The sequence below is a fragment of the Paraburkholderia lacunae genome, assembly GCF_003353175.1.
Lineage (GTDB): Bacteria > Pseudomonadota > Gammaproteobacteria > Burkholderiales > Burkholderiaceae > Paraburkholderia > Paraburkholderia lacunae.
Map to the genome: position 1 here is coordinate 56,758 of NZ_QHKS01000029.1, position 26,341 is coordinate 83,098.

General features: G+C 63.2%; 24 protein-coding genes and 1 pseudogene. 14 read left to right on the forward strand and 11 right to left on the reverse strand.

Annotated elements, in window-relative coordinates; translation table 11 throughout:
* Nucleotides 1-7: 7 nt before the first annotated feature.
* Genes mdcA through mdcH form a run of 7 tightly spaced genes read left to right on the forward strand, consistent with a single transcriptional unit; the run spans nucleotide 8 to nucleotide 6,403 of the window.
* Nucleotides 8-1,669: a malonate decarboxylase subunit alpha gene (gene mdcA / locus DLM46_RS31720; protein WP_115107455.1), complete on the forward strand. Its 1,662-nt coding sequence runs from the start codon at nucleotides 8-10 to the stop codon at nucleotides 1,667-1,669.
* 2 nt (nucleotides 1,670-1,671) lie between these two features.
* Entirely contained in the window at nucleotides 1,672-2,733 is a 1,062-nt protein-coding gene (locus tag DLM46_RS31725) for a triphosphoribosyl-dephospho-CoA synthase (protein WP_115107457.1), read from the forward strand.
* The gene (locus tag DLM46_RS31730; protein WP_115107459.1) at nucleotides 2,721-3,035 is read left to right on the forward strand and encodes a malonate decarboxylase subunit delta; all 315 of its coding nucleotides are present in this window, start codon (nucleotides 2,721-2,723) and stop codon (nucleotides 3,033-3,035) included. The genes DLM46_RS31725 and DLM46_RS31730 overlap by 13 nt, the downstream gene beginning before the upstream one ends.
* Entirely contained in the window at nucleotides 3,032-3,925 is an 894-nt protein-coding gene (locus DLM46_RS31735; protein ID WP_115107462.1) for a biotin-independent malonate decarboxylase subunit beta, read from the forward strand. The genes DLM46_RS31730 and DLM46_RS31735 overlap by 4 nt, the downstream gene beginning before the upstream one ends.
* Nucleotides 3,922-4,737 (forward strand): biotin-independent malonate decarboxylase subunit gamma, encoded by an 816-nt coding sequence (mdcE, locus tag DLM46_RS31740; RefSeq protein ID WP_115107465.1) that lies wholly within the window; start codon nucleotides 3,922-3,924, stop codon nucleotides 4,735-4,737. The genes DLM46_RS31735 and mdcE overlap by 4 nt, the downstream gene beginning before the upstream one ends.
* The gene (locus DLM46_RS31745) at nucleotides 4,737-5,465 is read left to right on the forward strand and encodes a malonate decarboxylase holo-ACP synthase (protein WP_115107467.1); all 729 of its coding nucleotides are present in this window, start codon (nucleotides 4,737-4,739) and stop codon (nucleotides 5,463-5,465) included. The genes mdcE and DLM46_RS31745 overlap by 1 nt, the downstream gene beginning before the upstream one ends.
* The gene (gene mdcH / locus DLM46_RS31750; RefSeq protein ID WP_115107469.1) at nucleotides 5,465-6,403 is read left to right on the forward strand and encodes a malonate decarboxylase subunit epsilon; all 939 of its coding nucleotides are present in this window, start codon (nucleotides 5,465-5,467) and stop codon (nucleotides 6,401-6,403) included. Before DLM46_RS31745 ends, mdcH begins: the two co-directional genes overlap by 1 nt.
* Nucleotides 6,404-6,412: 9 nt before the next feature.
* On the opposite strand, the gene DLM46_RS31755 is transcribed toward mdcH, so the two are convergent.
* On the reverse strand, nucleotides 6,413-7,354 hold the full coding sequence (locus tag DLM46_RS31755) for a LysR family transcriptional regulator (protein ID WP_115107471.1): 942 nt from the start codon (nucleotides 7,352-7,354) through the stop codon (nucleotides 6,413-6,415).
* Nucleotides 7,355-7,539: 185 nt separating this feature from the next.
* On the opposite strand from DLM46_RS31755, the gene DLM46_RS31760 reads away from it, so the two are divergent.
* Together DLM46_RS31760 and DLM46_RS31765 are read left to right on the forward strand one after the other, a co-directional pair.
* Entirely contained in the window at nucleotides 7,540-8,319 is a 780-nt protein-coding gene (locus DLM46_RS31760; protein WP_115107473.1) for a putative hydro-lyase, read from the forward strand.
* A gap of 73 nt (nucleotides 8,320-8,392) precedes the next feature.
* Nucleotides 8,393-9,694, forward strand: a complete 1,302-nt coding sequence (locus tag DLM46_RS31765) for an MFS transporter (protein WP_115107476.1) — start codon at nucleotides 8,393-8,395, stop codon at nucleotides 9,692-9,694.
* Between the two features lie 19 nt (nucleotides 9,695-9,713).
* On the opposite strand, the gene yjfF is transcribed toward DLM46_RS31765, so the two are convergent.
* The 5 genes from yjfF to DLM46_RS31790 form a co-directional block, all read right to left on the reverse strand.
* Nucleotides 9,714-10,817: a galactofuranose ABC transporter, permease protein YjfF gene (gene yjfF / locus DLM46_RS31770; RefSeq protein ID WP_115107478.1), complete on the reverse strand. Its 1,104-nt coding sequence runs from the start codon at nucleotides 10,815-10,817 to the stop codon at nucleotides 9,714-9,716.
* Nucleotides 10,814-11,845: an ABC transporter permease gene (locus DLM46_RS31775; RefSeq protein WP_115107481.1), complete on the reverse strand. Its 1,032-nt coding sequence runs from the start codon at nucleotides 11,843-11,845 to the stop codon at nucleotides 10,814-10,816. The genes yjfF and DLM46_RS31775 overlap by 4 nt, the downstream gene beginning before the upstream one ends.
* On the reverse strand, nucleotides 11,842-13,437 hold the full coding sequence (locus DLM46_RS31780) for a sugar ABC transporter ATP-binding protein (protein ID WP_115107484.1): 1,596 nt from the start codon (nucleotides 13,435-13,437) through the stop codon (nucleotides 11,842-11,844). Before DLM46_RS31780 ends, DLM46_RS31775 begins: the two co-directional genes overlap by 4 nt.
* Before the next feature lie 153 nt (nucleotides 13,438-13,590).
* Entirely contained in the window at nucleotides 13,591-14,529 is a 939-nt protein-coding gene (locus DLM46_RS31785) for an ABC transporter substrate-binding protein (protein ID WP_244306436.1), read from the reverse strand.
* A 327-nt stretch (nucleotides 14,530-14,856) separates the two neighbouring features.
* The gene (locus DLM46_RS31790) at nucleotides 14,857-15,456 is read right to left on the reverse strand and encodes an alpha-ketoglutarate-dependent dioxygenase AlkB family protein (RefSeq protein ID WP_115107489.1); all 600 of its coding nucleotides are present in this window, start codon (nucleotides 15,454-15,456) and stop codon (nucleotides 14,857-14,859) included.
* A 142-nt stretch (nucleotides 15,457-15,598) separates the two neighbouring features.
* On the opposite strand from DLM46_RS31790, the pseudogene DLM46_RS31795 reads away from it, so the two are divergent.
* Nucleotides 15,599-16,182: pseudogene (locus tag DLM46_RS31795) on the forward strand (malonic semialdehyde reductase).
* Between the two features lie 15 nt (nucleotides 16,183-16,197).
* On the opposite strand, the gene DLM46_RS31800 reads toward DLM46_RS31795, so the two are convergent.
* Entirely contained in the window at nucleotides 16,198-16,527 is a 330-nt protein-coding gene (locus DLM46_RS31800; RefSeq protein ID WP_115107491.1) for a hypothetical protein, read from the reverse strand.
* 361 nt (nucleotides 16,528-16,888) lie between these two features.
* On the opposite strand from DLM46_RS31800, the gene DLM46_RS31805 reads away from it, so the two are divergent.
* Nucleotides 16,889-18,052 (forward strand): metallophosphoesterase, encoded by a 1,164-nt coding sequence (locus DLM46_RS31805; RefSeq protein WP_115107493.1) that lies wholly within the window; start codon nucleotides 16,889-16,891, stop codon nucleotides 18,050-18,052.
* A 207-nt stretch (nucleotides 18,053-18,259) separates the two neighbouring features.
* Here DLM46_RS31805 and DLM46_RS31810 read toward each other — a convergent pair whose 3' ends face one another.
* Entirely contained in the window at nucleotides 18,260-18,784 is a 525-nt protein-coding gene (locus tag DLM46_RS31810; RefSeq protein ID WP_115107496.1) for a hypothetical protein, read from the reverse strand.
* Between the two features lie 649 nt (nucleotides 18,785-19,433).
* Between DLM46_RS31810 and DLM46_RS31815 the strand changes: the two genes are divergently transcribed.
* Complete coding sequence (locus DLM46_RS31815) at nucleotides 19,434-20,141, forward strand: MgtC/SapB family protein (protein WP_115107498.1); 708 nt, start codon at nucleotides 19,434-19,436, stop codon at nucleotides 20,139-20,141.
* Between the two features lie 162 nt (nucleotides 20,142-20,303).
* On the forward strand, nucleotides 20,304-20,558 hold the full coding sequence (locus DLM46_RS31820; RefSeq protein WP_115107500.1) for a GlsB/YeaQ/YmgE family stress response membrane protein: 255 nt from the start codon (nucleotides 20,304-20,306) through the stop codon (nucleotides 20,556-20,558).
* Between the two features lie 58 nt (nucleotides 20,559-20,616).
* On the opposite strand, the gene DLM46_RS31825 is transcribed toward DLM46_RS31820, so the two are convergent.
* The 3 genes from DLM46_RS31825 to DLM46_RS31835 form a co-directional block, all read right to left on the reverse strand.
* Nucleotides 20,617-22,131, reverse strand: a complete 1,515-nt coding sequence (locus DLM46_RS31825) for an acetyl-CoA hydrolase/transferase family protein (protein ID WP_115107504.1) — start codon at nucleotides 22,129-22,131, stop codon at nucleotides 20,617-20,619.
* A gap of 192 nt (nucleotides 22,132-22,323) precedes the next feature.
* Nucleotides 22,324-22,539, reverse strand: a complete 216-nt coding sequence (locus DLM46_RS31830) for a hypothetical protein (RefSeq protein ID WP_115107506.1) — start codon at nucleotides 22,537-22,539, stop codon at nucleotides 22,324-22,326.
* Between the two features lie 194 nt (nucleotides 22,540-22,733).
* Nucleotides 22,734-24,899, reverse strand: a complete 2,166-nt coding sequence (locus DLM46_RS31835; RefSeq protein ID WP_115107508.1) for an FUSC family protein — start codon at nucleotides 24,897-24,899, stop codon at nucleotides 22,734-22,736.
* A 201-nt stretch (nucleotides 24,900-25,100) separates the two neighbouring features.
* Here DLM46_RS31835 and DLM46_RS31840 point away from each other — a divergent pair, with 201 nt between their 5' ends.
* Entirely contained in the window at nucleotides 25,101-26,105 is a 1,005-nt protein-coding gene (locus DLM46_RS31840; RefSeq protein ID WP_115107511.1) for a LysR family transcriptional regulator, read from the forward strand.
* Nucleotides 26,106-26,341: the final 236 nt, after the last annotated feature.

Genomic DNA, 26,341 nt, shown 5'->3' on the forward strand with positions numbered 1-26,341 from the left:
TCCGCCGATGAACCGACCCGCCGAAGCGTCACCCCCAACCCGTTCATGGACCACCCGCCGCGACGAGAAGAATCGCCGCCTCGCCGCCATTGCACCGTGGCTGGAAGACGGCGTACTGCCGACCCACCGTATCGTCGACGCACTCGAAACGCTGATTCGCCCCGGCGAGCGCGTCGCGCTCGAAGGCGACAACCAGAAGCAGGCCGACTTCCTGTCGCGCTCGCTCGCCAAAGTGGATACCCGGAAGATTCACGACGTGCACCTGCTGATTTCGAGCATCAGCCGTCCTGAACATCTGACGCTGTTCGAGCGCGGCATCGCGCGCAAAGTCGATTTCTCTTTTGCTGGTCCGCAGAGCCTGCGGGTCGCGCAACTGCTCGAAGACGGGCAGCTGGAAATCGGCGCGATCTACACGTACGTCGAGTTGTACGCCCGGATGTTCGTCGACCTGACGCCGCATGTCGCGCTGCTGTGCGCGGACAAAGCCGACCGTCACGGCAATCTGTACACCGGGCCGAATACCGAGGACACGCCCACCATCGCCGAAGCCGCCGCGTTCCGGCACGGCATCGTGATCGTGCAGGTCAACGAGATCGTCGACGAACTGCCGCGCGTCGACATTCCGGGTTCGTGGGTCGACGTGGTCGTGCAGGCGGATCGGCCGTTTGCCGTCGAACCGCTTTTCACACGCGATCCGCGGCACATCGGCGACTTGCAGGTGCTCACCGCGATGATGGTGATTCGCGGCATCTATGAACCGTACTGCGTGACGTCGCTGAATCACGGCATCGGCTTCGACACCGCGGCGATCGAATTGCTGCTGCCGACTTACGGCGAATCGCTCGGCCTGAAAGGCAAGATCTGCCGCAACTGGACCCTCAATCCGCATCCCACGATGATCCCGGCGATCGAATCGGGCTGGGTCGACAGCGTGCATTGCTTCGGCAGCGAAGTCGGCATGGAGGCGTATATCGAAGCGCGGCCGGACGTGTTCTTCACCGGCAGCGACGGCAGCCTGCGTTCGAACCGCGTGCTGTGCCAGTTGGCCGGGCAATACGGCGTCGATCTGTTTATCGGCTCGACGCTGCAGATCGACGCGGACGCGAATTCATCGACGGTGACGCGCGGGCGTCTGGCGGGTTTCGGCGGCGCGCCGAACATGGGTCACGACCCACGCGGCCGGCGTCATTCGAGCGAAGCGTGGCTCAAGCTGTTGAAGGATCAGGGGCCGGTTTCGCGCGGCCAGAAGCTGGTCGTGCAAATGGCCGAAACGTACAAGAAAGGCGGCGAACCGACTTTCGTCGATGAACTCGACGCGGTCGCGGTCGGCGCGCAAAGCGGCATGCCGGTCGCCCCCGTGATGATCTACGGCGACGATGTGAGCCACGTGGTCACCGAGGAAGGCATCGCGCATTTGCACAAGGCCGAAGGTCTCGACGAACGGCGCGCGGCGCTGGCGGCGGTGGCCGGCGTGACGCCGATCGGCCTGCGTGCGAAGCCGGAGAAGACGGCCGAGTTGCGCCGTCGCGGCATCGTTGCGTATCCGGAAGATCTCGGCATTCGTCGCGGCGAAGCGAAGCGTTCGTTGCTGGCCGCACGCAGCATCGACGATCTGGTGACGTGGTCGGGCGGGCTTTACGCGCCGCCTGCGCGCTTCAGGAGCTGGTGACGATGGCGCCCGCTGCTGTGCTCGAGCGTGCGCAGGCATTGTCCGGGTGTGCCACGTGTGCTGATTGGCCTGCACGGGTTGAGCCGCGCATCCCGCCGCCACACGAGAGCGCTTCCGACGATGCCGGGCTTGCCCGGCTCGCCGTGACCGCGCTGATCGAAGAGGCCCAGCTCACGCCGAAACCCGCGCTCGTCGACCGGCGCGGCAGCGGCGCGCATCGCGACCTCGATCTGGCCGTCATGCTGCGTTCCGCCTATTCGCTCGAGCCGACCTTCGCGGCGCTCGCGCGCGCATCGCGGCGGCGCGAGCCGTCCGCGATTCTGCGCGCCGAACTCGCGCAGATCGGGCGCGCCGGCGAAGAGGACATGCTGCGCGCCACCGGCGGCAGCAATGCGCATCGCGGCGCGATCTGGATCGTCGGCTTGCTGGTGGCGGGCGCGTGTGGAGCTGACGTGGGCGGAGCTGACGTGGGCGGAGCTGACGTGGGCGGAGCGGGCGCGGGCGGAGCGGGCGGAGCGGGCGGTTCGGTCGGCTCGGTCGGCTCGGTCGGCTCGGCAGCTTTAACGGCGGCGCGCATCTGCAAGCGCGCCGCGCAGATCGCCTGTTTCCCCGATCGCTTCGCCGCGCCCACCGGGAGCCACGGTGCACGCGTGCGTCAGCGCTACCGTGTCGGCGGCGCGCGCCGCGAGGCGCAAGACGGTTTTCCGCACGTCGTCGACGTCGGCCTGCCCGCGTTGTGGGCGGCACGTGCGCGGGGCATCGGCGAAGACGCCGCGCGCGTCGACGCCCTGCTTTCGATCATGGCCTCGCTCGACGATACCTGCCTGCTGCATCGCGCGGGCCTGCCCGGTTTGCATGCCGGACAACGCGGCGCGCGCCGCGTCCTCGACGCGGGCGGCAGCTCGAGCGCAACCGGCCGCGCCGCCTTCGCCGCGCTCGAGGACGAGCTGCTTTCGCTCAATGCATCGCCCGGCGGCGCAGCCGATCTGCTCGCCGCCACCCTCTTTCTCGACATGCTGGCGCCTCGCGACGCCGGCGGGAGCCCAGTCTCATGGAACATCTGACCTTCGACTATCCGGCGCAACGCGCCGTCACGACCCGCGCGCATGTCGGCGTAGTCGGCTCGGGCGACCTCGAAGTGCTGCTGTCGCCGGCCGGGAGCGCCGCTGCGCTGACCGCGCATGTGGTCGTGCGCACCAGCGTCGACGGCTACAGCCATATCTGGAAGAGCGTGCTCGACCGTTTCTTCACGCGCTACGACGGTGCCGTGCACATCGAAATCAACGACTTCGGCGCCACACCCGGCGTCGTGGCATTGCGGCTCGCGGAAGCGGTCGAAGCCGCCGAACAGGGAGACGACGCATGAGCACAGTTGCTACAGCGTCTGCCACGGGCGTCGCGCCGATGCTGCGCGACAGCTTCATCGAACAGCCGGCGCGCGAACGCGCCCGCACGCTGCTGGATGCGGGCAGCTTCCGCGAGTTGCTCGGTCCGTTCGACAGGATCGAGTCGCCGTGGCTGCCGCTGCAAGGCGTCGTTTGCCAGGCGGACGACGGCTGCGTGATCGCGCGCGGCACCATCGACGGCGAACCGGCCGTGGTGGCCGCGATCGAGTCCGCATTCCAGGGCGGCAGCATCGGCGAAGTGTCGGGCAGCAAGATTGCCGCCGCGCTCGAGATGGCCTTGCGCGATTGCGAGCGCGGCAAACCGGTACGGCCTGTCGTGCTGTTCGAAACCGGCGGCGTGCGGCTTCAGGAAGCCAATCTCGGCCTCGCGGTGATCGCCGAGATTCAGGCCGCAATCGTCGCGTTGCGCCGGCATGTGCCGGTGGTCGGCGTGATCGCGGGGATGGTCGGCTGCTTCGGCGGCATGTCGCTCGCCGCGGCGCTGTGCTCGTATCTGGTCGTGACCCGCCAAGGGCGGCTCGGCATGAACGGCCCTGAAGTGATCGAACAGGAAGCAGGCATCGAGGAGCTCGATGCGAGCGATCGCCGCCACGTGTGGCAGTTGATCGGCGGCGAACAGCGGGTAGCCACGGCGCTCGCGGACCAATTGGTCGACGACGATGCAAACGCAGTGCGCGCCGCCGTGCGTTCGGCATTCGCGCAGGGACTGCCGGCCGCGCATCGCAGCGAACAGGTCGACACGTTTCTGGAGCGTCTCGCGCAGATCGATCCGGCCAGCGTCACGCCGGAAACGATGCGTGCCGTGTACAACCCGCGCAACCCGGACACCGAGTGCAAGGAGCAGACATGAGCGACACCACCCTCAGCCGCGGCGCGCGCTGGTTCCGCGCGCTGGCAGGCGAGCCGTCCGGCAACGCGCCGGTATGGAGCGGCGATGCGTCCCTCGGCGACGAGACCGCGCGTTTCATCGCGGTCGTCCCCGATCCCGGCAACCGCTTTCCACGCGCGACCGATAACGTCGTCGGCCTCGAACAGGGCTGGCTGCTCGCGCGTGCAGTGCGCGACGCCATCGCGCAGGACGAAACAGGCAGCACGCGCCGACCGATCGTGGCGATCGTCGACGTGAAGAGCCAGGCCTACGGTTATCGCGAGGAGATGCTGGGCATTCACCTCGCCTGCGCGGCAGCCGTGGATGCCTATGCGTCGGCACGCGCCGCCGGGCATCCGGTGATCGCGCTGATCGTCGGACCGGCCATGTCGGGCGCGTTCCTCGCCCACGGCTATCAGGCCAACCGGATTGTCGCGCTCGACGCGCCCGGCACCATGGTTCACGCAATGGGCAAGGAAGCAGCCGCGCGCGTCACGCGGCGCACAGTCGAAGCGCTCGACGCGCTCGGCGAAACCATCGTGCCGATGTCGTACTCGATGAGCTCGTTCGCCAAACTGGGCCTGCTGGATCAACTGATCGAAGGCATCGACGCGGATGCACCGGACGCAGTGCAGATCGAACGCGTGCGCCAGGTGTTGACGGATTCGGTTCGCAGCGCGCGTGCAGGTAGCCGCGATCTGTCGCATCGGCTGGAATCGGCGGCGGCTAAACAGAACCGCGCGGCGTCGATCGAGGTGCGGCGGCGCCTCGCCGAACAATGGGACGCTGTGTGATGCGAGCGTGTGCGGCCCCGCCGTTCGCAAATGTTCGCGCATCGGAGCGCGCATCGGATCGCATGCCGGATCACGTGTTGGATGACGACACGCGGTGGCGGCCGCATGATCTGCTGCGGCTGCGTCATTTGCAGCAGCTCGACGGCGAACCCGCGTGGGTGCGCGAAGCCTTCGAACGTGCGCCGTATGCGGTCGTGAGGCGCGCACCGGGCACGGGAGGTTTCGTGGCGATTGGTCTGCGCGGTGCGCAGCGATCGCAGCGCTATGGTGCGTGGGCGCACGAAAGCGATATCGAGGCCGTGATCGCGCCGGAGTCCCTGGCGGAATGCCGGCCTGCTCCCGAGCGCAGTCCGTTGGCTGCTTTTGCCGCGCTCGCCACGTTGCAACACGACATGTCCGGCGCGTTAGCCGGCTTCATCTGGGGGCCGACCGGCAGCACCGGCTTCGAACTGGCAACGCAGGTACTCGCTGTCACTGCATCGAGCGATCTGGATCTGCTGATTCGTGCGCCGGAAAAACTCTCGCGCAACACCGCCGTTGAGATCCGGAACCGCTTGCAGGCACACGCGCAACGCGCCGGAATTCGCGTGGATGTGCAAATCGAAACACCCGCCGGCGGCGTTGCGCTGGCCGAGTGGGCCGCGGGCAAGACACGCGTGATGGTCCGGCATGCACGAGGCCCGCAACTGATTGCCGATCCGTGGGCGCCTGCTCACGGCGATGCCTGATGCTTGCCCTTCTGTTTCCCGGCCAGGGCGCGCAGACCGACGGTTTCCTGCACCGTCTGCCGCAAACCCACGCGGTGCGCGAAACGCTGGACGAAGCGTCTCAGACGCTCGGCATCGATGTGCTGACGCTCGACACGCCGGACGCGCTTCGTTCGACCGTCGCCGTGCAGGTCGGCTTGACGGTCGCGGGTGTAGCCTTTGCGCGCGCGCTCGCGGACGAACAACTCACGCCGGAGATCGGCGCAGGCCTGTCGGTCGGCGCCTATGCCGCGGCGGTCAGTTGCGGCGCGGTTCGCTTCGACGACGCATTGAGGATGGTTCGCAAGCGTGCCGAAATGATGGAGATGGCGTATCCGTCCGGCTATGGTCTCGCGGCCGTGTCGGGTTTGACCGAACATCGACTCGCAACACTCGCCGCGCAACATGCGGACGAAGGCCAGCAGCGTGTCTATATCGGCAACGTCAATGCGCCACGTCAGATCGTGATGGCCGGCGCGAGCGGCGCGCTGGACACGTTTATCGAGCGCGCCCTGGCCGCAGGCGCGCGCAAGGCAACCCGCCTTGCCGTAAGTGTGCCGTCGCATTGCGAACTGCTCGCGCATGCCGCGGACGAACTGGTCGCCTACGCGCAGGACGTGCCCTTTCGCGCGCCGCGAAGCACCTATGTCGGCAATCGCGGCGGCCGGCCGCTGCATACCGCGGAGGCCGTGCGCGACGATCTCGCGACCAATATGCGCTACACCGTGCGCTGGTTCGACGCGCTCAGCGTAATGCTGGAAATGGGCGCCCGCGTGCTGCTCGAAGCGCCGCCGGGCCAGGTGCTGACCGATATCGCACGCGAGAACTTTCCGGACACAGCCGCGCTGGCCGCGAGCACCTTCTCGTTCGACAAACTGGTCGCGACCGTGCGGCGGCGTCTCGCGTCCGGCGATCAATAGCCATATAGATCACCGCCGCTCGATCAATTGCCGCCCCATCGTCTTCACATACTGATCGCAGGCGCTGCGCGCAACGCGTGACGCAGCCAACACGCTCACCTCGGCGTCGTCGCGGTAATACATCGCGACGGTAATCGGCGGCGGCAGCGGACGCACCTGCAATTGTCCCAACTCGCCGCTGCTCAAGAAAGGCTCGACGAACAGCGCCGGCACTGCCGCGATCCCATAGCCGTCGCGCAACAGCTTCACGATCACCGCCACCGACGGCATGCAGGTCACCTGCGTGTCCGCGAGCAGGACGCCGGCGCGCCTGGCGAGCGTCGCCACAATGGCTTCGACGGCGATTTGCGGCGCGGTGCCGCGGCCGAACGTCAGCACGGGTTTGTGGAGCAAGGTCTGAACCTGCTTCGCGTGGCTGGCCGGAATCAGGTCGCTACGCGCGATCCAGCGCACCGGATAACTGGCCAGCACGGTCGAGACGATCGACTGATCGTCGTCGCCGTCCGTCTGCTCGACCTGAATCACCAGGTCCAGTTCGCCCGCGCGCAGCCGTGGCGCCAGCGCGGCGCTCGAATCGACCGTCAGATCCACGACGATGCGGTTGTATTCGACATTCAGCATCCGTATGTAGTCCGGCAGCCAACTGTGCACCACTGTTTCGACCACACCGAGCCGCAGCCGCTTCGTCACCTGGGTTTCATCCTGCGCGGCCAGCTGCAGCGAACGCGTCGCCTGCACCACGGAGCGGGCATGCGCCAGCAGCCGCTCGCCATTCTCCGTCAGTTGAAACGCCGCGGCCTCGCGCTCGATCAGCTCGACACCCAACTCTGCTTCGAGCGTCTTGATGCGCAGCGAAATCGCGGCAGGCGTCGCATGCATCGCCGCGGCGGTCGCGCGAAAACTGCCCAGACGAGCAAGCGTCAGAAACGTTTCGACAAAGCGGGTATTCATTGCGTTAGTTCTCCAAACAGCCACTCGAGGCACTCGATCATCGCCGCATAACACGTTCCACCTAGTTAAGTTTAATTTAACAAAACACAATAAAAACTCGCTGGATGGATATTTTTGTTGTTACTAATCTGGCCTGCATCAGTTACCCGGAACTCACCCGGAACTCATCTGGAGTCCAGCCGTTCATGTCCTACACGCCATCCGAGTTTCGTCAGCAGATTCGCAGCCGCCGGCTGTCCGGCCCAACGGCCGGTCACTGCGGCGACTATGCGCAAGTCAATCTGGCGATCCTGCCCAAGCAATACGCCGACGATTTCCTGCGCTTCTGCACGCTCAATCCGAAGGCCTGCCCGCTGCTGGGTGTCGGCGAACCGGGCCTATGGCGCGTGCCCGCGCTCGGCGCCGATCTGGACGTGCGCAACGACGTCCCCGCGTTTTACGTGTACCGCCATGGCGAGCGTGTCGAGGAAGTGCGCAGTCTCGACGCCCTATGGCGCGACGATCTGGTGGTGTTCGCGATCGGCTGCTCGTTTTCGTTCGAGGAGATGCTGCGGCGCGAAGGCATCCCACTGCGCCATCTCGAACAGCGCGTCAACGTGCCGATGTATCGCACCCGTGAGCGCAACGTGCCGTCCGGTGTGTTCGGCGGCAACCGCGTGGTGTCGATGCGGCCGATGAAAGCCGCCGACGCGATCCGCGCCATCCAGATCACCAGCCGTTTTCCCGCGGTGCACGGCGCGCCGGTACACATCGGCGATCCGTCGCTGATCGGCATTCGCGATCTGACGCGGCCGGATTTCGGCGATGCGGTCGAGGTGCGCGGCGACGAGTTGCCGGTGTTCTGGGCCTGCGGCGTCACCCCGCAAGCCGCGATCGAAAGCGCGCGCCTGCCGTTCGCGATCGCGCACAAGCCGGGACACATGCTCGTCACCGATATTCCTAACACCGCGCTGGCGATTCTCTAGCCGCAGCGTATCGATTCCCACCACGCACCGCGCGGCAAGATGCGGCCGAACACAACACGACCGGAGTTCAAGCATGAAAAGCGAAGCGCAGTTAACCGCGGACGCCGAGCGCTACGAAGCGCCCGGCAAAGGGAAAGACCCGTTCGCCTGGTATCGGCAGATCTCCGCCGGCGAGAAGCGCGCGTTCTGGAGCTGCAAGATCGGCTACATGCTCGACGCGATGGACACACAGTTCCTGAGCTTCGTGATTCCGACGCTGATCGCCACATGGGGCATCACACGCGGCGACGCCGGCCTGATAGGCACGGTCACGTTGCTGAGTTCGGCGGTCGGCGGCTGGGCGGCCGGCGTGCTGTCGGATCGCATCGGCCGGGTGAAGACCTTGCAGATCACGATCCTGTGGTTCGCGATCTTCACGCTGGCTTGCGCGCTGGCGCAGAACTTCTCGCAATTGCTGTGGGCGCGCGGGCTGATGGGGCTCGGCTTCGGCGGCGAGTGGACGGCAGGCGCGGTATTGATCGGCGAAGTGATCCGTCCGCGCGTTCGCGGCAAGGCGGTCGGTCTGGTGCAGGCCGGCTGGGCAATCGGCTGGGGCCTGTCGACATTGCTGTTCATGGCCGTGTTCTCGCTCGTGTCCGCCGATTACGCGTGGCGCGCGTTGTTCGCGATCGGTATTGCGCCGGCGCCGTTCGTGATCTGGATCCGGCGCTTCGTGGAGGAACCCGAGGTGCATCGGCAGCAGAAAGAGGCGCAGGCGGCCGCGCAAACGCGCACGTCGTTGCTCGATATTTTCCGCGCCGAAATCGTCTGGATCACGCTGCGCGCTTCCGTTCTCGCCACCGGTGTGCAAGGCGGCTACTACGCGGTGACCACGTGGCTGCCGACGTATCTGAAAACCGAGCGGCATCTGAGTGTGATCGGAACCGGCAGCTATCTGGGCGTGGTGATCGCCGGCTCGTATTGCGGGTATCTGACAGGTGCCTACGTCAGCGACAGGATCGGCCGCAAGCGCGCGTTCATCGCGTTCGCGCTGGCATCGTGCGCGATCGCTTTGATCTACACGCAACTGCCGCTCGATAACATGTCGATGCTCGCGCTCGGTTTCCCGCTCGGCTTCTGCGCGTCCGGCATTTTCTCCGGCATGGGCGCGTTCCTCACCGAACTGTTTCCGACACGGATTCGCGGCTCGGGCCAGGGATTCTGCTACAACTTCGGCCGAGCGGTCGGCGCGACTTTTCCGTTCCTGATCGGCTACGTCTCGCAGACGATGACGCTCGGTCACGCCATCGGCGTGTTTGCCGCCGCGGCGTACGGCGTCGTGATCCTCGCCGCGCTGACGTTGCCGGAAACCAAAGGACGTCAGCTGAACGCGTGAGAAGCCATCGCGAGTCGCCCTACAACGCCTGTTCCGGCGCGCGTCCGATTGCATGCGAATCGGACGCCGCCATGTCGCCGCGACTGCGGCCGCTTTCTCGCCCCGGCGTCACGACTGCTCCCGTTCCTCCTGGCCGACGCACCGATTTCGCATGCCGCTCGATCAGCCGTTGCAGCAGGCAGAACGCGCACAGCAAGGCGCCGATCACGATGCGCGTCCACCACGAGCTGAGGGTGCCGTCGAAGGTAATTAGCGCCTGGATCGTACCGAGAATGCCGACGCCGAACAACGAGCCGACCACGTAGCCGACGCCGCCCGTCAGCAAGGTTCCGCCGATCACCGTCGCCGCGATCGCGTCGAGTTCCATGCCCTGCCCCTGCAAGCCATAACCGGACAGCACGTAGAAGGTGAACACCGCGCCGCCAAGCGCCGAACAGAAACCGCTCAGCGCATACACGCCGATCCGCGTGCGCGCGACCGGCAGGCCCATCAGCAACGCCGAGCCCGCATTGCCGCCGATCGCATACACGTTGCGGCCAAAGCGCGTGAAATGCGCGACATAGATCGCCGCGATCAGCGTGGCGAACGCGATCAGCACGTTGGCCGTGACCGAGCCGATGCCGATGTCGAGGCGGAACGCGGAGATCTTCTGGAAAGCCGGATCGGTGATGGTGATCGACTGCGTCGTGATCAGGAAGCACAGGCCGCGTGCGAAGAACATGCCGGCCAGCGTGACGATGAACGCCTGCAAGCGAAAGAAGTGAATCAGCACGCCCTGGATCGCGCCGAACATCGTGCCCATCAGCAACACGATCGGCACGATCAGCCAGACCGGCAGATGCACGCGCTCGGCCAGCACCGCTTCGACGATGGTCGTCAGCGCCACCACCGAGCCGACCGACAGATCGATCCCGCCGGACACGATCACGAAGGTCATGCCGATCGCGACGATCAACAGGAACGCGTTGTCGACCAGCAAGTCGAGCAGCACTTGCCAGGAGAAGAAGCCGGTGTACATCACCGAGCCGAAACCGAACAGCGCGCAGAACAGCAGGATCGTGACGGCGATCGGCAGCGTGCGCGGATCGACGATATAGGCACAGGCGTCGAGGAATCGTCTCATCGCGCCACCCCGCGCTGCGTGACGAGCGAGAGGGCGAGCGAGCGCGCCGCCGGCGACTGGATCACACTCACCGCGAGCACCACGGCCGCCTTGACGACGAGCGTCGCCTCGGGCGGCACGCCGATCGAATAGGTCGTGTAAGTGAGCGCCTGAATGATCAGCGCCCCGAGTACGGTGCCCGCGAGACTGAAGCGTCCGCCGAGGAGCGATGTGCCGCCGAGCGTCACCGCGAGAATCGCGTCGAGTTCGAGCAGCAGGCCGGCGTTGTTGCCGTCGGCGCTGCGCACGTTCGAGCTGATGAGGATGCCCGCCATCGAAGCGGTCAATCCCGAGAAGCCGTACACCGCGAACACGAGCGCTTTCGAGCGCAAGCCGACGAGGCGCGTCGCCACCGGATTCACGCCGATCGCGCGAATGAAAAGCCCGAGCGCGGTGCCTTCGACGAGGGCCGCGGTAGCCAGCACGGCCACGCTTGCGATCCACACCGAACACGGCACACCCAGCCAGTAACCGCCGCCGACGAACAGGTAGCCCGGCGCGCCGATCGGAATGATCTGCCCGGCGGTCAGCAATTGGGCGATGCCACGGCCCGCCACCATCAGGATCAGCGTGGCGATGATCGGCTGCATGCCGACGAACGACACCAGCAACCCGTTCCACATCCCGCTCAGCACGCCGACGATCAGCGCCGCCAGCAACGCCTGCAAGATCAGGCCGGCACCCGGCACGGGCTGCGTCGCCAGAATCGTCGCCGCCGCGGCGCCGGCAATCGCCACCACCGCGCCGACCGAAATGTCGATGCCGCGCGTCGCGATCACGAGCGTCATGCCGGTCGCGACGAGCACCAGCGGCGCCGCGCGATTCAATACGTCGATCGGCGCGCCGAACAGGTGGCCGTCGAGCATACGCAGCGACAGAAAATGCGGATTCACCCACAGATTCAACACGCACAACAGCGCGAGCGTCACGCACGGCCAGATCAAAGGACGCTCCGCGCCGTCACGAGCGAACCAGTTCGATAGCTTCATTCGCCGCTCCCCGCGATGAGTCGATAAATGTTGTCTTCGTTCGAAGCCTTACCGGCCACCTCGGCGATCTTGCGGCGGTCGCGCAGGACCACCACGCGATGACTCACCCGCAACACCTCACCGATCTCCGACGAAATGAACAGAATGCTCAAGCCGTTCGCGCACAGCGCCAGCAAACGATCCATGATGTCGAACTTGGCGGCGACGTCGATGCCCCGCGTCGGTTCGTCAAGAATCAGCAGCTTGGGATTGGTCGCGAGCCAGCGCGCCAGTAACGCTTTTTGCTGGTTGCCGCCGGAGAGAAGGCCGATGGGCTGTTCGGCATCTGTTGCCTTGATGCCGAGCCGTTCGATCCACATGTCGGCCAGTTCGCGCGCGCGATTGCGGCTGATCTTGCGCAACCAGCCACGCCTCGCCTGCAGCGCCAGCAGGATGTTCTCGCGAACCGACAGCTCGGCGACGATGCCCTCCTTCTTGCGATCCTCCGCGCAATAACCGATGCCGTGACGGACCGCATCGCGCGGCGAACGCAGCCGCACGGCGCGGCCTTCGATCACGATCGTGCCGCTGTCGGCGCGGTCGGCGCCGAACAGCAGCCGCGCGGTCTCCGTGCGGCCCGAGCCGAGCAAACCGGCGAGACCCAGAATCTGGCCCGGCTGCACGTCGAGATCGATCGGCTGCAGCGTGCCGCGCCGCCCGAGCCCGCGCAGTTCGGCGAACGGCTGAACGGCCTGTCTGCCCGTCGGCCCTTCGTGTACCTCAGGTCCTTCGTGGGCCGCTTCGCGCAGCCGCGCGCTCATGCGCTCATGGCCGACCATCTTCGCGACCAGTTGATCGGCGGGCAAATCGCGCGCGAGGTATTCGCCCTCGCGCTCGCCATTACGCATCACGGTAATGCGATCGGAGATGGCATAGGTCTGCTCGATAAAATGCGTGACGAACAGAATCGCGATGCCCGACTGCTTAAGATGCCGAAGTATTTTGAAAAGCTGTGCGACTTCGCTGTCGTCGAGGCTCGAGGTCGGCTCATCGAGAATCAGCACGCGCGCATCGACGGAGAGCGCTCTTGCTATGGCCACCATTTGCTGTACGGCAATGGGATAGGCATCGAGCGATCTGCTGACGTCGAGCGTCACGTCCAGACGGGCGAGCGCCAATTGTGCACGCCGTTTGATGCCGGGCCAGTCGATCGCGCCGAAGCGCTTCGGCTGCCTGCCCGCGAAGATGTTCTCGGCCACCGACAGATTCGGGCACAGATTCACCTCCTGATACAGCGTGCGCACACCCGCCGCTTCGGCCTCCTGCGGCGACGCAAACGCCACGGTTTCGCCACCGAGCCGGATCGTGCCGGCATCAGGCGCGAGCACGCCGGTCAGCACGTTGATCAAGGTGGATTTGCCGGCGCCGTTCTGCCCCATCAGCGTGTGGATCTCGCCGGGAAACAGCCGGAAGTCGACTCGCTGCAGCGCTTTGACGCCCGGAAACGTCTTGCTGACGCCGGCGGTCGCCAGAATGGGCTCGAGTTCGCGCGAGGCGGCACCTTCAACTGCGCCGCCGGCTGACGGAGTCGGTTCGGAAGCGGGATGCGTCATAGACCTCGCTCGATCGGCGCTGCGTTGGTTTGGCAAGGTCCGCGGAAAAGAGACCGCCCGCTGCCGAGACAGCGAGGCGGTCAGGCACCACTGGAGAAACCCTTGCAAGCTGCCTGTACTGCGCTTTTGTCCTGCCTCTGTCCTGTGGAGTGCTCAGTACTTGCGCGTCGGCAGAGTCTGCGCCGCGACGCTCATCGGGAAGACCGTCTCTTCCGTCAGGATGCGCTTGGGCAGCGGTTTGCCTGCCATCACGTCCTTGACCGCCGACATCAGCTGCGGCCCCAGCAGCGGGCTGCACTCCACGTCGACGTTCATCTTGCCCGCGGCCATCGCCTGGAAGCCGCCCTTGGTCGCATCGAACGAGACGACGGTGATGTCCTTGCCGGGGTGCATGCCGGCCTCTTCCATCGCCTGGATGGCGCCGAGCGCCATATCGTCGTTATGCGCATAAACTACATTTATTTTATTTCCATAAGTTTTTATAAATGCCTCCATCACCTGCTTGCCACCGGCAAGCGTGAAGTCGCCGCTTTGCGAGGCGATTATCTTGAATTTGGGATCGCTTTTGATCACTTCGATCAAACCCGAGTGCCGGTCGTTGGCGGGCGCGGAACCGACCGTTCCCTGAAGTTCCGCGATGTTAATAGGACCTTGATCGCTTTTATAATGATCCGCGAGCCAATGTCCGCCCCGCCGGCCCTCTTCCATGAAGTCCGAGCCGATCATCGTGACGTACAGCGAGGTGTCTTTCACGTCGATGTTGCGGTCGGTCAGGATCACCGGAATCTTCGCGGCTTTAGCCTCGCGCAACACGGGCTCCCAACCCGACTCGACGACCGGCGAGAACGCGATCACGTCCACCTTCTGCGCGATGTAGGAACGGATCGCCTTGATCTGGTTTTCCTGCTTTTGCTGGGCGTCCGAGAATTTGAGCTTGATCTTCGCGTCCGCGGCCGCTGATTTCACCGACTCGGTGTTCGCTGTTCGCCATGCGCTTTCAGCGCCGACTTGCGCGAAACCGAGCGTGATCTGTTTGTCCTGCGCGTAAGCGTCCGGTGCTGTCAGCGTCAGTGCTCCGATGCCCGCGCACATCACGAGTGCGCCCAACGCACGACATGCGGCGCGTCGTGTATTCGCCATGACTGTCTCCTGATCGTTGTTGTGTGGCGATCCATCGAACCGCCCGGCGCTTCCGGCCTGTCTCGGAGCGTGGATCGTGATGTAGCGTAGTGTCTGGGGCGTTAACCGTCCAATCATATGATTTGCGTTGGCGATACCAATTTCGGTATAACGCACGATATCAGCCGTGGCACCGGGATGAGAAGCACTGTCGTCACGCGAGTCGCGCTGACTGACGAGCAGCGCCTTCGACGTGCTTTTTATGTGCCTAACTACTCCGCGGCTTCGCGGCCGATTCGTCTAACGGCTTGTCGTACGCGGCGTCACCCAACGGAATGTCAGATTGATTCGCTCGCCGGCGACGTTGGGCTCTTTCGGCACACGGTGCCGCCACTCGGCCTGCGTGTTGCCCCTCATCACCAGCAGGCTGCCGCCCTTCAGCGAGAACGACTGCACCGTGCCGGTACTGTTGTGCCGCAAATCGAAAGTACGCGCCACGCCCAGACTGATCGAGGCGATGATCGGGCGCATGCCTAGCTCAGGCTCGCGGTCCGCGTGCCATCCCATGCTGTCGGCACCGCTGCGATAGCGATTGATCAGCACGCTGTTGAAGTGGGCGTTGCAGGCGGCCTCGGCGGCAGCTTTCAGTTCGGCGACGGTTCGGGTCCACGGCTGGGGCACGTTGCGAATGCCCGAGTAGACATAGACCGCGTCCGGCTCGCCTTGCCAGGCGGTCAGCCGCGGCAGCGGCACGCGCCCCGCGGGCGTGCCCATCATGTCCTGGCGCCACGCGACTTCGCCGATGAGTTGTGCCAACGCGTGCGCCGCGGCTTCGGGCGCCAGCCAGTCCGGATACCAGTCGACGTCGGGCGCCGGAAGGTCATTGAAAAGATCCGCCATGAGATTGCCTGAATACGATTGCGCACGCGCAGCGCAGCGTGCTCATGTGAGAACCCTGACTATTGTGGCAGCGGCGACGGCGCCGCTCAGCCACGCGGCTTGCGCTGTCATTCGATTTGCTTCATGTTAGCGGACCACCATCATGATTCTTTCTGACCAGGCTCTCGATCAACTGTTTCGCGAGGCACGTACGCGTAACGGCTGGCAGCCCAAACCGGTCGACGACGCCTTGCTCAAGCAACTCACCGAACTCGTGCTGCTCGGCCCTACCTCGGCCAATTCGAGCCCCGGCCGCTTCGTCTTCGTCAAAACGCCGGAAGGAAAGGAGAAGCTGCGCCCGGCGTTGTCGCCCGGCAACCTCGAAAAGACGATGGCGGCGCCGGTCACCGTGATCGTCGCGATGGATATGGCGTTCTACGAACACCTGCCGAAACTGTTCCGCACGCCGACGCGCGCAGCTGGTTCGTCGGCAACGACAAGGCGATCGCCGACACCGCATTCCGCAATTCGACGCTGCAAGGCGGTTATCCGATTCTCGCGGCTCGCGCGCTCGGTCTGGACACGGGCGCGATGTCGGGCTTCGACGCTGCCAAGGTCGACGAAGCCTTCTTCGCCGGCACGACGGTGAAGTCGAATTTCCTGATCAATCTGGGCTACGGCGACGCGTCGAAACTGTTTCCCCGCAGCCCGCGCTTCACCTTCGACGAAGCGGCGCGGATCGTCTGAACATGCCGGGTGCGTTCAGGTGAACAGCGCCACGTAGAACACCACGACGCCGATCACCGCCCCGATAAAACAGAAACCTTCTTCGGCGTCGTCGCCATTGGAACGCAACCAGGCACCGACGACGCCGAACAAGCCGGCAATGCCGAGCGCGACGCATACCATCACCACGTCGAACAACGCACTTCGTCCCAGCTCGGAAATGTCGATGTCGCGCACGCCGTAGTACAAGCCGATTGCCATTAACGATACGGCGACCAGCGGCAGCATCACGTGGCTTCCCTCATGCCCAACGTGATGCGCGTGATGTGCGTGGCGTGCCTGATTACCCGATCTGAGCAGTTTCATTATGCGTCTCCTGCCTCGCCCTCTGCCGGCGATAAACCGAACCGCCACTGGGCCGCGGCGCCGCTTGAAACAAGCGGGTTCTCTTCCAGAATAGTCCACGCGCGAAGACGATTCAAAGCCCGTTTAATTAGGTCGAACAGCCGGCCTGAAGCGAACGGCGGATGCTGTATTGCGGTAGCCGTTTACGGCAACGACTGTCGCCTTGCTCGCACCCGTGAGAGCAAATTTGACGTGTCCGGCAAGGGATAGCACATGCCAGTAGAATGAACCGGCTGCCAGCCAGTTTCTGGTTCGAACCGCCGAACTGACGAGCCGCCGCTCGTCAGTTCGTGTCCGGCCTCTTCCCGCCTCTATCCTCTCTATGCGCCGCTTATCGTTTCTTGTTCGCGTCATCCTGATTGGCATTCTTCTGCACATTTACGTCGGTTTCCGCCTGATTCCCGATCTGCCGATCAATGCCGCCGGTCGATGGCTGTGTGCGTTGTGGCTGGTGCTGTCGATTTTTCTGATTCCGCTTGGTGTGCTGGCGCGCACGGTCAAGCAACAACCGCTCAGCGACCGGCTCGCGTGGATCGGCCTGCTGACGATGGGCTTCTTCTCATCGCTGCTCGTGCTGACTTTCGTGCGAGATCTTGGTCTGGCGTCGCTGCTGACCGTCGATGCAATCTGGCCGAACACGATAGCTCTGGCGCACTGGCGCACCGGCTCGGCGGCAGCCGTGCCGGTGCTCGCGCTCATCTCGACGCTGGTTGGCTTGTTCAACGCGCGGCGCCGCGCCCGGGTCGTGACGATCGACGTGCCGATCGACGATTTGCCGGCAGCGCTCGAGGGCTTCACGATCGTCCAGATCAGCGATATCCACGTCGGCCCGACCATCAAACGGCGTTACGTGGATGCGATCGTCGACGCAGTGAATCGCCTCAAGCCGGACCTGATTGCCGTAACCGGCGATATCGTGGACGGCAGCGTGCCGCAGTTGACCAGGCACACGCAGCCGCTGGCTCGACTCAGCGCACGCCACGGCGCCTTTCTGGTGACCGGCAATCATGAGTATTACGCCGGCGCTGACGCATGGATCGACGAGTTCCGGCGCCTGGGTTTGAACGTTCTGCTCAACGAGCACGTGATCGTCGATCACGACGGCGCACGCGCCGTGATTGCCGGAGTAACCGATTACTCGGCAGGTCATCATGACCCGCTGCATCGCAGCGACCCGGTCGCGGCACTCGCCGGCGCACCGGGCGACGTGCTGATCAAAGTGCTGCTCGCCCACCAGCCGCGCTCCGCCGAAGCGGCTGCAGCAGCAGGCTTCACCCTGCAGTTGTCCGGCCACACGCATGGCGGCCAGTTCTTCCCGTGGAATTTCTTTGTCCGTTTTCAGCAGCCGTTCACGGCCGGCCTCGCGCGCCTGAACGGACTTTGGGTCTACACGAGCCGTGGCACCGGCTATTGGGGGCCGCCGAAGCGCTTGGGCGCGCCCTCGGAAATCACGCGACTGCGTCTCGTGCCTGGCGAGCCTGACTGAGGCGCCGCGTCATCGAGCATTGCGTTGAAACGACAGCGCGGATGTCCTGACAGGACATCCGCGCCTCGGAGCAAGCGCGCCGCTTGAGATTGACGCTTGAGATTGACGCTTGAGATTGACGCTTGAGATTGACGCTTGAGATTGACGCTTGAGATTGACGCTTGAGATTGACGCTTGAGTTCGATTGACTGCGGCCCGACTTACCGCTTACTGAGCGGGCGCGACCGCCACGCTCACCTGCGGTGCGTACGCCACCGATACCTGCGTGCCCGGCGTCACATTGGCGATCTTTGCCGGCTCACGCCCCTGGATGTGGAAAACGTCGCCATTCGGACCTTTCAAAGCCATGATGCCGGTGGCGTGATCGATAGCCTGAACCTCGGCGGTCACGTTCTGTGCCGTGTTCGCATGAGCGGGTTGAACGGCAGCGCTGTGCCCGTCCGCACTATGCGTCACGCTAACTACGGCGTTGCGCATCATCCGGATATGGACTTTTCCGCCCTGCTTGATCTGCGCAAGGTTACTGGTTTCCGTGATATTGAACGAGGCTTCGGCGCCCTGCGCGTCAAGCACGGTGACCGAATGCTTCGCGAGATCCACCGATTTCACGACGCCGTCCGCCTGCAGCGTGCTGCTGCCTTCAAATGGCGCCGGTAAGCCGGTCGCGAACGACATGAGCGGTGCAGCTGCGATCAACGCACCGGCAACGATGCCATGAGCCTTAACTTTCATAGATTCCTCAATTGGGTGAACAACGGAAAAGAGATGACGTCGCACAGAGCATTCTGCGAAGCCGTGAGAAGTGAAACGCGGATTGAACGCCAAAACAGCTCGGCGCAGCACGGCATGTTCCGAAGCATCAAAACAGTGTGTTTTCCGGGACGGTTATCGTCAATATTCGGAGTCCGTATTTATGCGGTGAAAGATCCGAGTTCGCTATAGAAAAATCCCCAAGGTTTCGTAAAGTTAACGTCACCGCAAGCCTTCATCCACGCTTGACTTAGTTTTTCAGAGCTGCCTAAAATTCGCCCAGTTCATTTAACCGGAATCACGATCTTGGACAGTAGCAGTAGTACCAGTCGAGCTTCGATTTGCCCGATCTCCTGATCGGCAAGATTTCCGCGTCAGCAATTTGCCTGTCGCCGTCTTGCCTTGAGGCCAGACGGTGCACGTCGTTTATCCCCCGTCGTTTTCCGCTCGTACTGCCCATGAAGCGCCGCATGGCTGGATACCGTGCAGATGCTCCATTGCATTTCGCGCTGCGAGCGTTGGCTCGCACGCCTCGTCACGCCTGACCGCTACCGCGCGTCCACGTCCGGATACGTGCTGCTGTCACGCGTAGCGTTCACAATGTGCGAACGAGCACCAACCTTTCTTATCGATGACACTTGAATTCGTCTCACGGCTCCTCGCCGCTTTCGCCTGCGGCGTCGCCATCGGCCTTGAACGGCAGATGCGGCAACGCAATGCCGGCCTGCGCACCATCACGCTGGTCGCCAGCGGCGCATGCCTGTTCGTTACACTCGGCGTGCTGACCGGCAACGGCACCGCCGGCATCACGCAGATTGCCGCGTACGTGGTTTCCGGCGTCGGCTTTCTCGGCGGCGGCGTGATCATGCGCGACAAAGGTTCCATTCAGGGGATCAACACAGCCGCGACCTTGTGGTGCTCGGCAGCGGTCGGCGTATTGTGCGGTGCAGGACATTACGGCCCGGCGCTCGCCGGCACCGCGATCGTGCTGCTGACCAACACTGTGCTGCGCGAAGTCAGCCGTACTATCAACGCGACGCCGGTTTCAAACGCGGACCTTGTGCGCGAGTACGTACTGACAGTGGTATGCCGGGAGGCTGACGAGATTCATATTCGTACGGCCCTGTCCAATTCGATGTATTCAGCACCGCTGTCGTTCCAGAGCTTGACGAGCGAAGACGTCGAAGACGAGTCGGGACGCATTCGCGTCACGGCGACGTTGAAGCTCCATCCGAAAGATCAATCGAAACTGGAACAGATGGCGAGCCGCATCAGCATGGAAAAGAGCGTATCCAGCGTCAGTTGGATCGCCCGGGAAGCGGAGCCGACCCCGGAGTGACCGACCACGCATAACTCGCCTTTATCTCTTCGTATCGTCTACACTTAGCTTGCAATAGATTTAGACAATGTTAATTCCGCGTCCTGAATGTGGACTGTCCCATAACCTTCGACTAAGCTCTGTCACCGTGAATTTTTCACACTCAACCATGGAGTCTCGAATATGGAACACGGCATCATTGCATGGCTCATCATTGGCGCGATCGCCGGCTGGCTGGCGGGCGTGCTCGTCAAGGGTGGCGGCTTCGGCCTGATCGTCGATATCATTGTCGGGATTGTCGGCGCGTTCATTGGCGGCTGGCTTTCGGGGGTGCTGCATATTTCGCTCGGCGGCGGCTGGATCGGCTCGATCATTACGGCCGTGATCGGCGCGGTCATTCTATTGTTCCTTATCCGGCTCATCCGACGCGGTAGCTGAGCGCAGCAATGGATGTCATGCGGCGTCAGGAGCCAATACCACCTGACGCCGGCCTTACTTAACGAAGCGCTTCCACTGCCGGCAACATCGAGCCGGTGTCACGCAGCCGCGTATGCCATGCGAAAGCCTGGTCCAACCGATGCGGCGTTTGCCCACCCCATTGCAAGGCGTCGCGATAGTAGTCGCGAAGCAGATCGCGATACAACGGATGCACGCAGTTCTCGATGATCAGCGTGGCGCGTTCGCGCGGGGCAAGTCCGCGCAGATCGGCAAGCCCCTGCTCCGTTACCACCACATCCACGTCGTGTTCGTTGTGATCGCAATGCGGCACCATCGGCACGACGCTCGAGATGCGGCCGCCCTTGGCCATCGACTTGGTCGCAAAGATCGCGCACGACGCATTGCGCGCGAAATCGCCCGACCCGCCGATACCGTTCATCATGTGCGTGCCGCCTACATGCGTTGAATTCACGTTGCCGTAGATGTCGAACTCCAACGCGGTATTCAAGGCGATCAACCCGAGCCGGCGAATGACTTCGGGATGGTTGCTGACCTCTTGTGGACGCAACACGAGACGGTCGCGATAACGCTCGAGCTCGCCGAACACCTGCGCCTGGCGCGCGGCCGACAACGTAATCGACGCACCGGAGGCGAACGTCACCTTGCCGGCGTCCATCAGGTCGAAGGTCGAGTCCTGCAGCACTTCTGAGTAAATTTTGAACGCAGCGAACGGCGAATCGACGAAAGCGGCGAGCACCGCATTGGCAATCGTACCTATGCCCGCCTGCAACGGCGGCAAACTGCTGGGCATGCGCCCGTGCGACACCTCATGCTGGAAAAATTCGATCAGATGACCGGCGATCAGCTTGGTCTCCTCATCCGCAGGCAACACCGTGGACGGACTGTCCGCCATATCGGTAACGACAATCGCGGCGATTTTCTCGAGCGGAATCTCGATTGCCGGCGTGCCGACGCGGTCTTGCGGACGGACGATCGGCAGCGGTTCGCGGTTGGGGCGGCGGCCGGGAATCCAGATGTCGTGCAGCCCTTCGAGTGCGAGCGGCTGGGCGAGATTGATTTCGACGATGACCTTCTCCGCGAGGATCGCGAAGCTGGCCGAATTGCCGACCGAGGTGGTCGGCACAATGCAGCCGGTCTCTGTGATCGCGGCGGCTTCGATAATGGCCACGTCGAGCGTACCGAGTTGATTCGCGCGCAACATCTCGACAGTTTCGGACAGGTGCTGATCGACGAACATCACTTCGCCGCGATTGATCGCGTCGCGTAAAGTCTTGTCCACCTGAAACGGCAAGCGACGCGCCAATACGTGCGCCTCCGTCAGCATGCGGTCGACTTCATGCCCAAGCGATGCGCCGGTCATCAACGTAATGCGCAGCGGTTTGCTTTCGTGGCGTGCCCGCTCGGCGAGCGCGACAGGGACAGCTTTGGCGTCGCCCGCGCGCGTAAATCCGCTGGCGCCGACACGCATGCCGTCCTGAATCAGCAGCGCTGCCTCGGCGGCTGAAGTGATCTTCCCGCGCAACGCGGTACAACGAATCCGGTCTTCGTACATGATACTGAGTCTCTCCATAATCACCATCCCGGTCTACCGGTGCGCACGTCTACGGTGTGCTTCGCTCAGAAGCCAGATTGCCGCACCCTGCCGCGGCATCAAGATGAACGGCGTCGCGGCCAGGTGTTTCGTCGCGCATTAAACGCTCGCGACATGTCTTGCAGATGTTGATCGTGTTACGCGCGGCGCTGCTTAGCTGCCGAAATAGATGTTGCAGAAGCTCACAGGACCGACACATTCCTCAACTTTGGTCCTCGGTGCAACGGCATGGCCTTGCACAGCGACGCTGCTGGTGCGCGGCGCATTCGCTTGCGCAACTTGTTGTTCCGGCGCGGCAGGGGCAGTTTGCGCGTGAGCAGCTGCAGCGGACAAAGAGCAGGCAATCAGGACCATCTTCAACACTTTCATTTCGTTCTCCGGTACTTACTGTTACGCCGCGTAGGAAGTCCCCTTGGTGGACTGCGTGGCAGTGGTGAAACTATATGACTGCCATCTGCCCGGATAAACGGGCTTGCCCGGAAGTGATCTTTCTATCTGGCAGAAGGATCTGAAGGATCTGAAGGATCTGAAGGATCTGATCGGCAAGTGACCGAACGCATCGTTCAACGCGCATTGAACGGCGCGTCCTTGTCGAGCAAGGCTGTGCGAATGAAATGCAGACAACTGAGGATGCGTTGCAGGTCGTGACGCTTATCGCGATCGGTATGAACTGTTTCGAGGACGTCCTGCGCCGTCCACGTGGCCGAGCGCACGGATACGAGCGCGCGTTCGAGACCATGGGAGTCCGGTTGTATGAAGAGCTGCGCGAGATCGGCAGCGGTCCGCTCGAGGCTGCGGCTCCACCGCGGATGGAGCGCCCGCGCGTAGGGCGCGCGGGCTACTTCGTTGCGCAGATCGATCACGGCATGGCCCACTTCGAGTGTGACCAGCATCCAGCGCAAAGCGTCGCGTCGACGACGTGAGTGCCGAGTCAGCAGCATACGTAGTTGTGAAGTCAGATCGTGCGTGCTCGACTGAAAGCGTTGATTGAGCCCTTGCAGTTCGCCCTCGCACGCGAACACGACCTGGGCACGCAAGTCGCCCTTGATCCTCTCGGTCAGCCACGGCATACCGGCCGGAAAGACCACCACAAAGACAATCGCGGCCAGCAATAGGGATGCGGTGACCGCTATACCATTGTTGATCAGCAAATCGGGGGCATACGTGACGACGTTGTCCGGTCCGGCGAGCAGGCAGAAGAACACTGCAAAGCCGATGCCGTAGCCTGACGCAAGCTTGCGTGTCGCGATGAACGCGCCAAGCGCGAGCACGGGTGCGAGCGTCGTGCAAAGCAGCGGAAAGCCGTCGATGTTCGGATAAACGTAGCAAGTGAACAGATAGCCAGTCATGGTCGCAAGGGTGGCGCCGACCGCCATCTGCACGGTCATCTTCGAAGCGTTCGGTGCTGTGGACGTCAGCGCGCACGCTAGCGCTGCACCAATGACCGCAAGACCGCCGCTGGGCCAGTCTGTGGCGATCCAGAAACAGCCGACGACCGCCATCGCCACCGCCGCCCTGACAAAGGTAAACGCGACGACAAATCCGTTCGTCTTGCTGACATAGCGGCTCGCGAAGCGTTGCCGCCCAGCGGGTTTGCGCTGCGCCAGCGATGCGTAGGTCTCCGAATAACCGATCCATTCGTCGACAAACCGGTACAGCAGCTCCGCCGCCGTATCGAAGTCCGCCAGAGATTCAGCGGGCGCGGCTTCCAGAGGCCGCCTTGTTTCGCGCACGCGACGTGGCAGCGTCGTCTGAAAGACTCGCAGACGGGCTGCCACGCGCGATGCATCATCAACTGCGTCAGGCTGTGGCGCGATCAACGCCGACAGTTCGCGAAAGTACGGTGTGATGGCTTCGACGATCCGTCGCGACCCGCTTGCGCGCAAACGCTTGAGCAATTGATGCAGCGCATGCAACCGCGCGCATGCGCCCATGAATTCGCCGTTCAGACGGCCGAGATGCTGGCTGCGCGAGCGCATCGCAGGATCTTCGAAAGCGGCAAAAATGCGCGTCGCTTCGAAACCGACAATTTCATCGACCAGATCGGCAAAGCGCCGCTCGAACTGCCCGCGCTCGAGCCCACGGCCCAGCACGTCGGCGGCGAACACAGTAAAATTCATATATCGAATTTGTAGCGCGCGCCGCAGCGCAATGCTCGAACGCTGCGGCGCGATCAGTGCGCTCACCGCACTCGAACACACGATGCCGACCGCCACTTCCGCCGCACGCGTAAACGCGGCCAGAAACAGGCCGTGAGGCTCGGTGACATTCGGAATGCCGATCAAGGCGGCGGTGTAACCCGCCAACACAAAGCCGTACCATCTGAAATGCCGATACCGGACCGCTGCGGCGATACAGGCGCTCACCCAGCAAATCATGCCGAGCATGTACAGCTCGGGCTGCTGGACGAACAGCGCGCCGAGCACGAGTGCCGCGACCGTGCCCACCGCGGTTCCGAGAATCCGATAGAAGCTCTTGGCGAGCACCATGCCGCTGAACGGCTGCATCAGCACGAACACCGTGGTCATCGCGATGCGCGGCTGTTGCAGATCCAGCAGCATCGCAATACCCAGCGCCAGCAGGCCCGCGGTGACGGTTTTCAGCAGATGCAGCCAGATCAGGCCGTCGCTGCTCGCCCAATCGCGAGTGGCGACACCGAGCGCTTGCAACATAGCGCCCCACTGTCGGCGGGAATCCACCGTCGGTTTGATCGCATGTTGGCGTTTCATCAAAAAGCAACGCGCCCCAGTTTGTCGCTGAAAGAAGCACCGGCGAAGAAACCGCGCACACCGGCAGGCAAGGCGCCGATTGTAGAAGCATGGACTGCGGGCATTAAGAGGACGGGGGCGGAACGTCCCTTCCAGAATGAACAACAATGAGCTTTCGAGACAGACGGACAATACGGCTTCTGCCGTGAAATAGAAGGATCGATGGATACGTTACAAAATATGCGAGTGTTCGTGCGCGTGGTCGAAGCCGGTAGTTTTACCGCCGCCGCGCAGTCGCTCAATTCAACCACCGGTGCGATGTCGCGCGCGGTCTCAGAACTTGAAGCTCATTTACGCACGCGTCTGCTGAACCGTTCGACGCGACGGCTTGCGCTCACCACAGCGGGCGAACGTTATCTGAAGCGCAGTCTGCAAATCCTTGCAGACGTCGATACAGCGGAAGAAGAAGCAAGTTGCGCGCACGAACGGCCTAGCGGCGCTTTGCGCATGCATAGCTTTGCCAGCATCGGCCAGCATTACGTGCTGCCGGCCATCTCGCGCTATCGTGCGCTTTATCCGGAGGTGACCGTCGAACTCACACTATCGCAGCGGATGCCCGATCTGTTCGAAGGCAGCAGTGACGTGGCGGTGGTCGGCGCGTCGTCGTTGCCCAATTCGGATCTCGTGTCGCTGCTACTGGGCTCGACATTCAGCATCTTGTGCGCGTCGCCGGCCTATGTGCGCGCCCGGGGCGCACCGAAAGAACCTCGCGATCTTGCACATCATGAATGTCTGATCTTGCATACGCCGGCCTTTCCGCCGAATGAGTGGGTACTCGATGGACCTAACGGCAGTGAAATGATGGAGGTAAGTGGACCGGTTCAGGTCAATATCGCGGAATCGCTGCTTGTGGCGATTCGTGAAGGAATGGGCATCGGCATGGTGCCGCTTTATGCAGCGATTGCAGGCTTGCGCGACGGAACGCTGGTGCGTGTGTTGCCGCAGCATACGCTGCAGAAGATGAATATTTACGCGCTGTACCCGTCGCGTAAGTTCATCGATGCGAAGACAAGGACATGGGTCGAATTTCTGCGTGCGCATCTGCCAAAAGTGATTGCCCGCGACGAAGCACTGCTTGCGGAAGTCGACCAGGCGCTCGCAACCGATGATGTACTACGCGTTCCAGCGGGCGTGATCGCCGACAACGATCGCCAGCGAGGACATTGATTTAGAACGAAAGGTCGAAGCACGTGCGCTGGTTTTTCAGCGGATGTGCTTCGACGGGGAAAGCACTGCGAGGAAGGAAAAATCGGGCGTGTTTTCAACCGCGATGGTTTTTAGCATGAATTTGAATTTAGACGCCGTAAACGCAGAAACCCCACCGTTTGGGGGTGGGGTTTCTGTTGCTGCTGGGGAGCCTGACGATTACCTACTTTCACACGGGAATCCGCACTATCATCGGC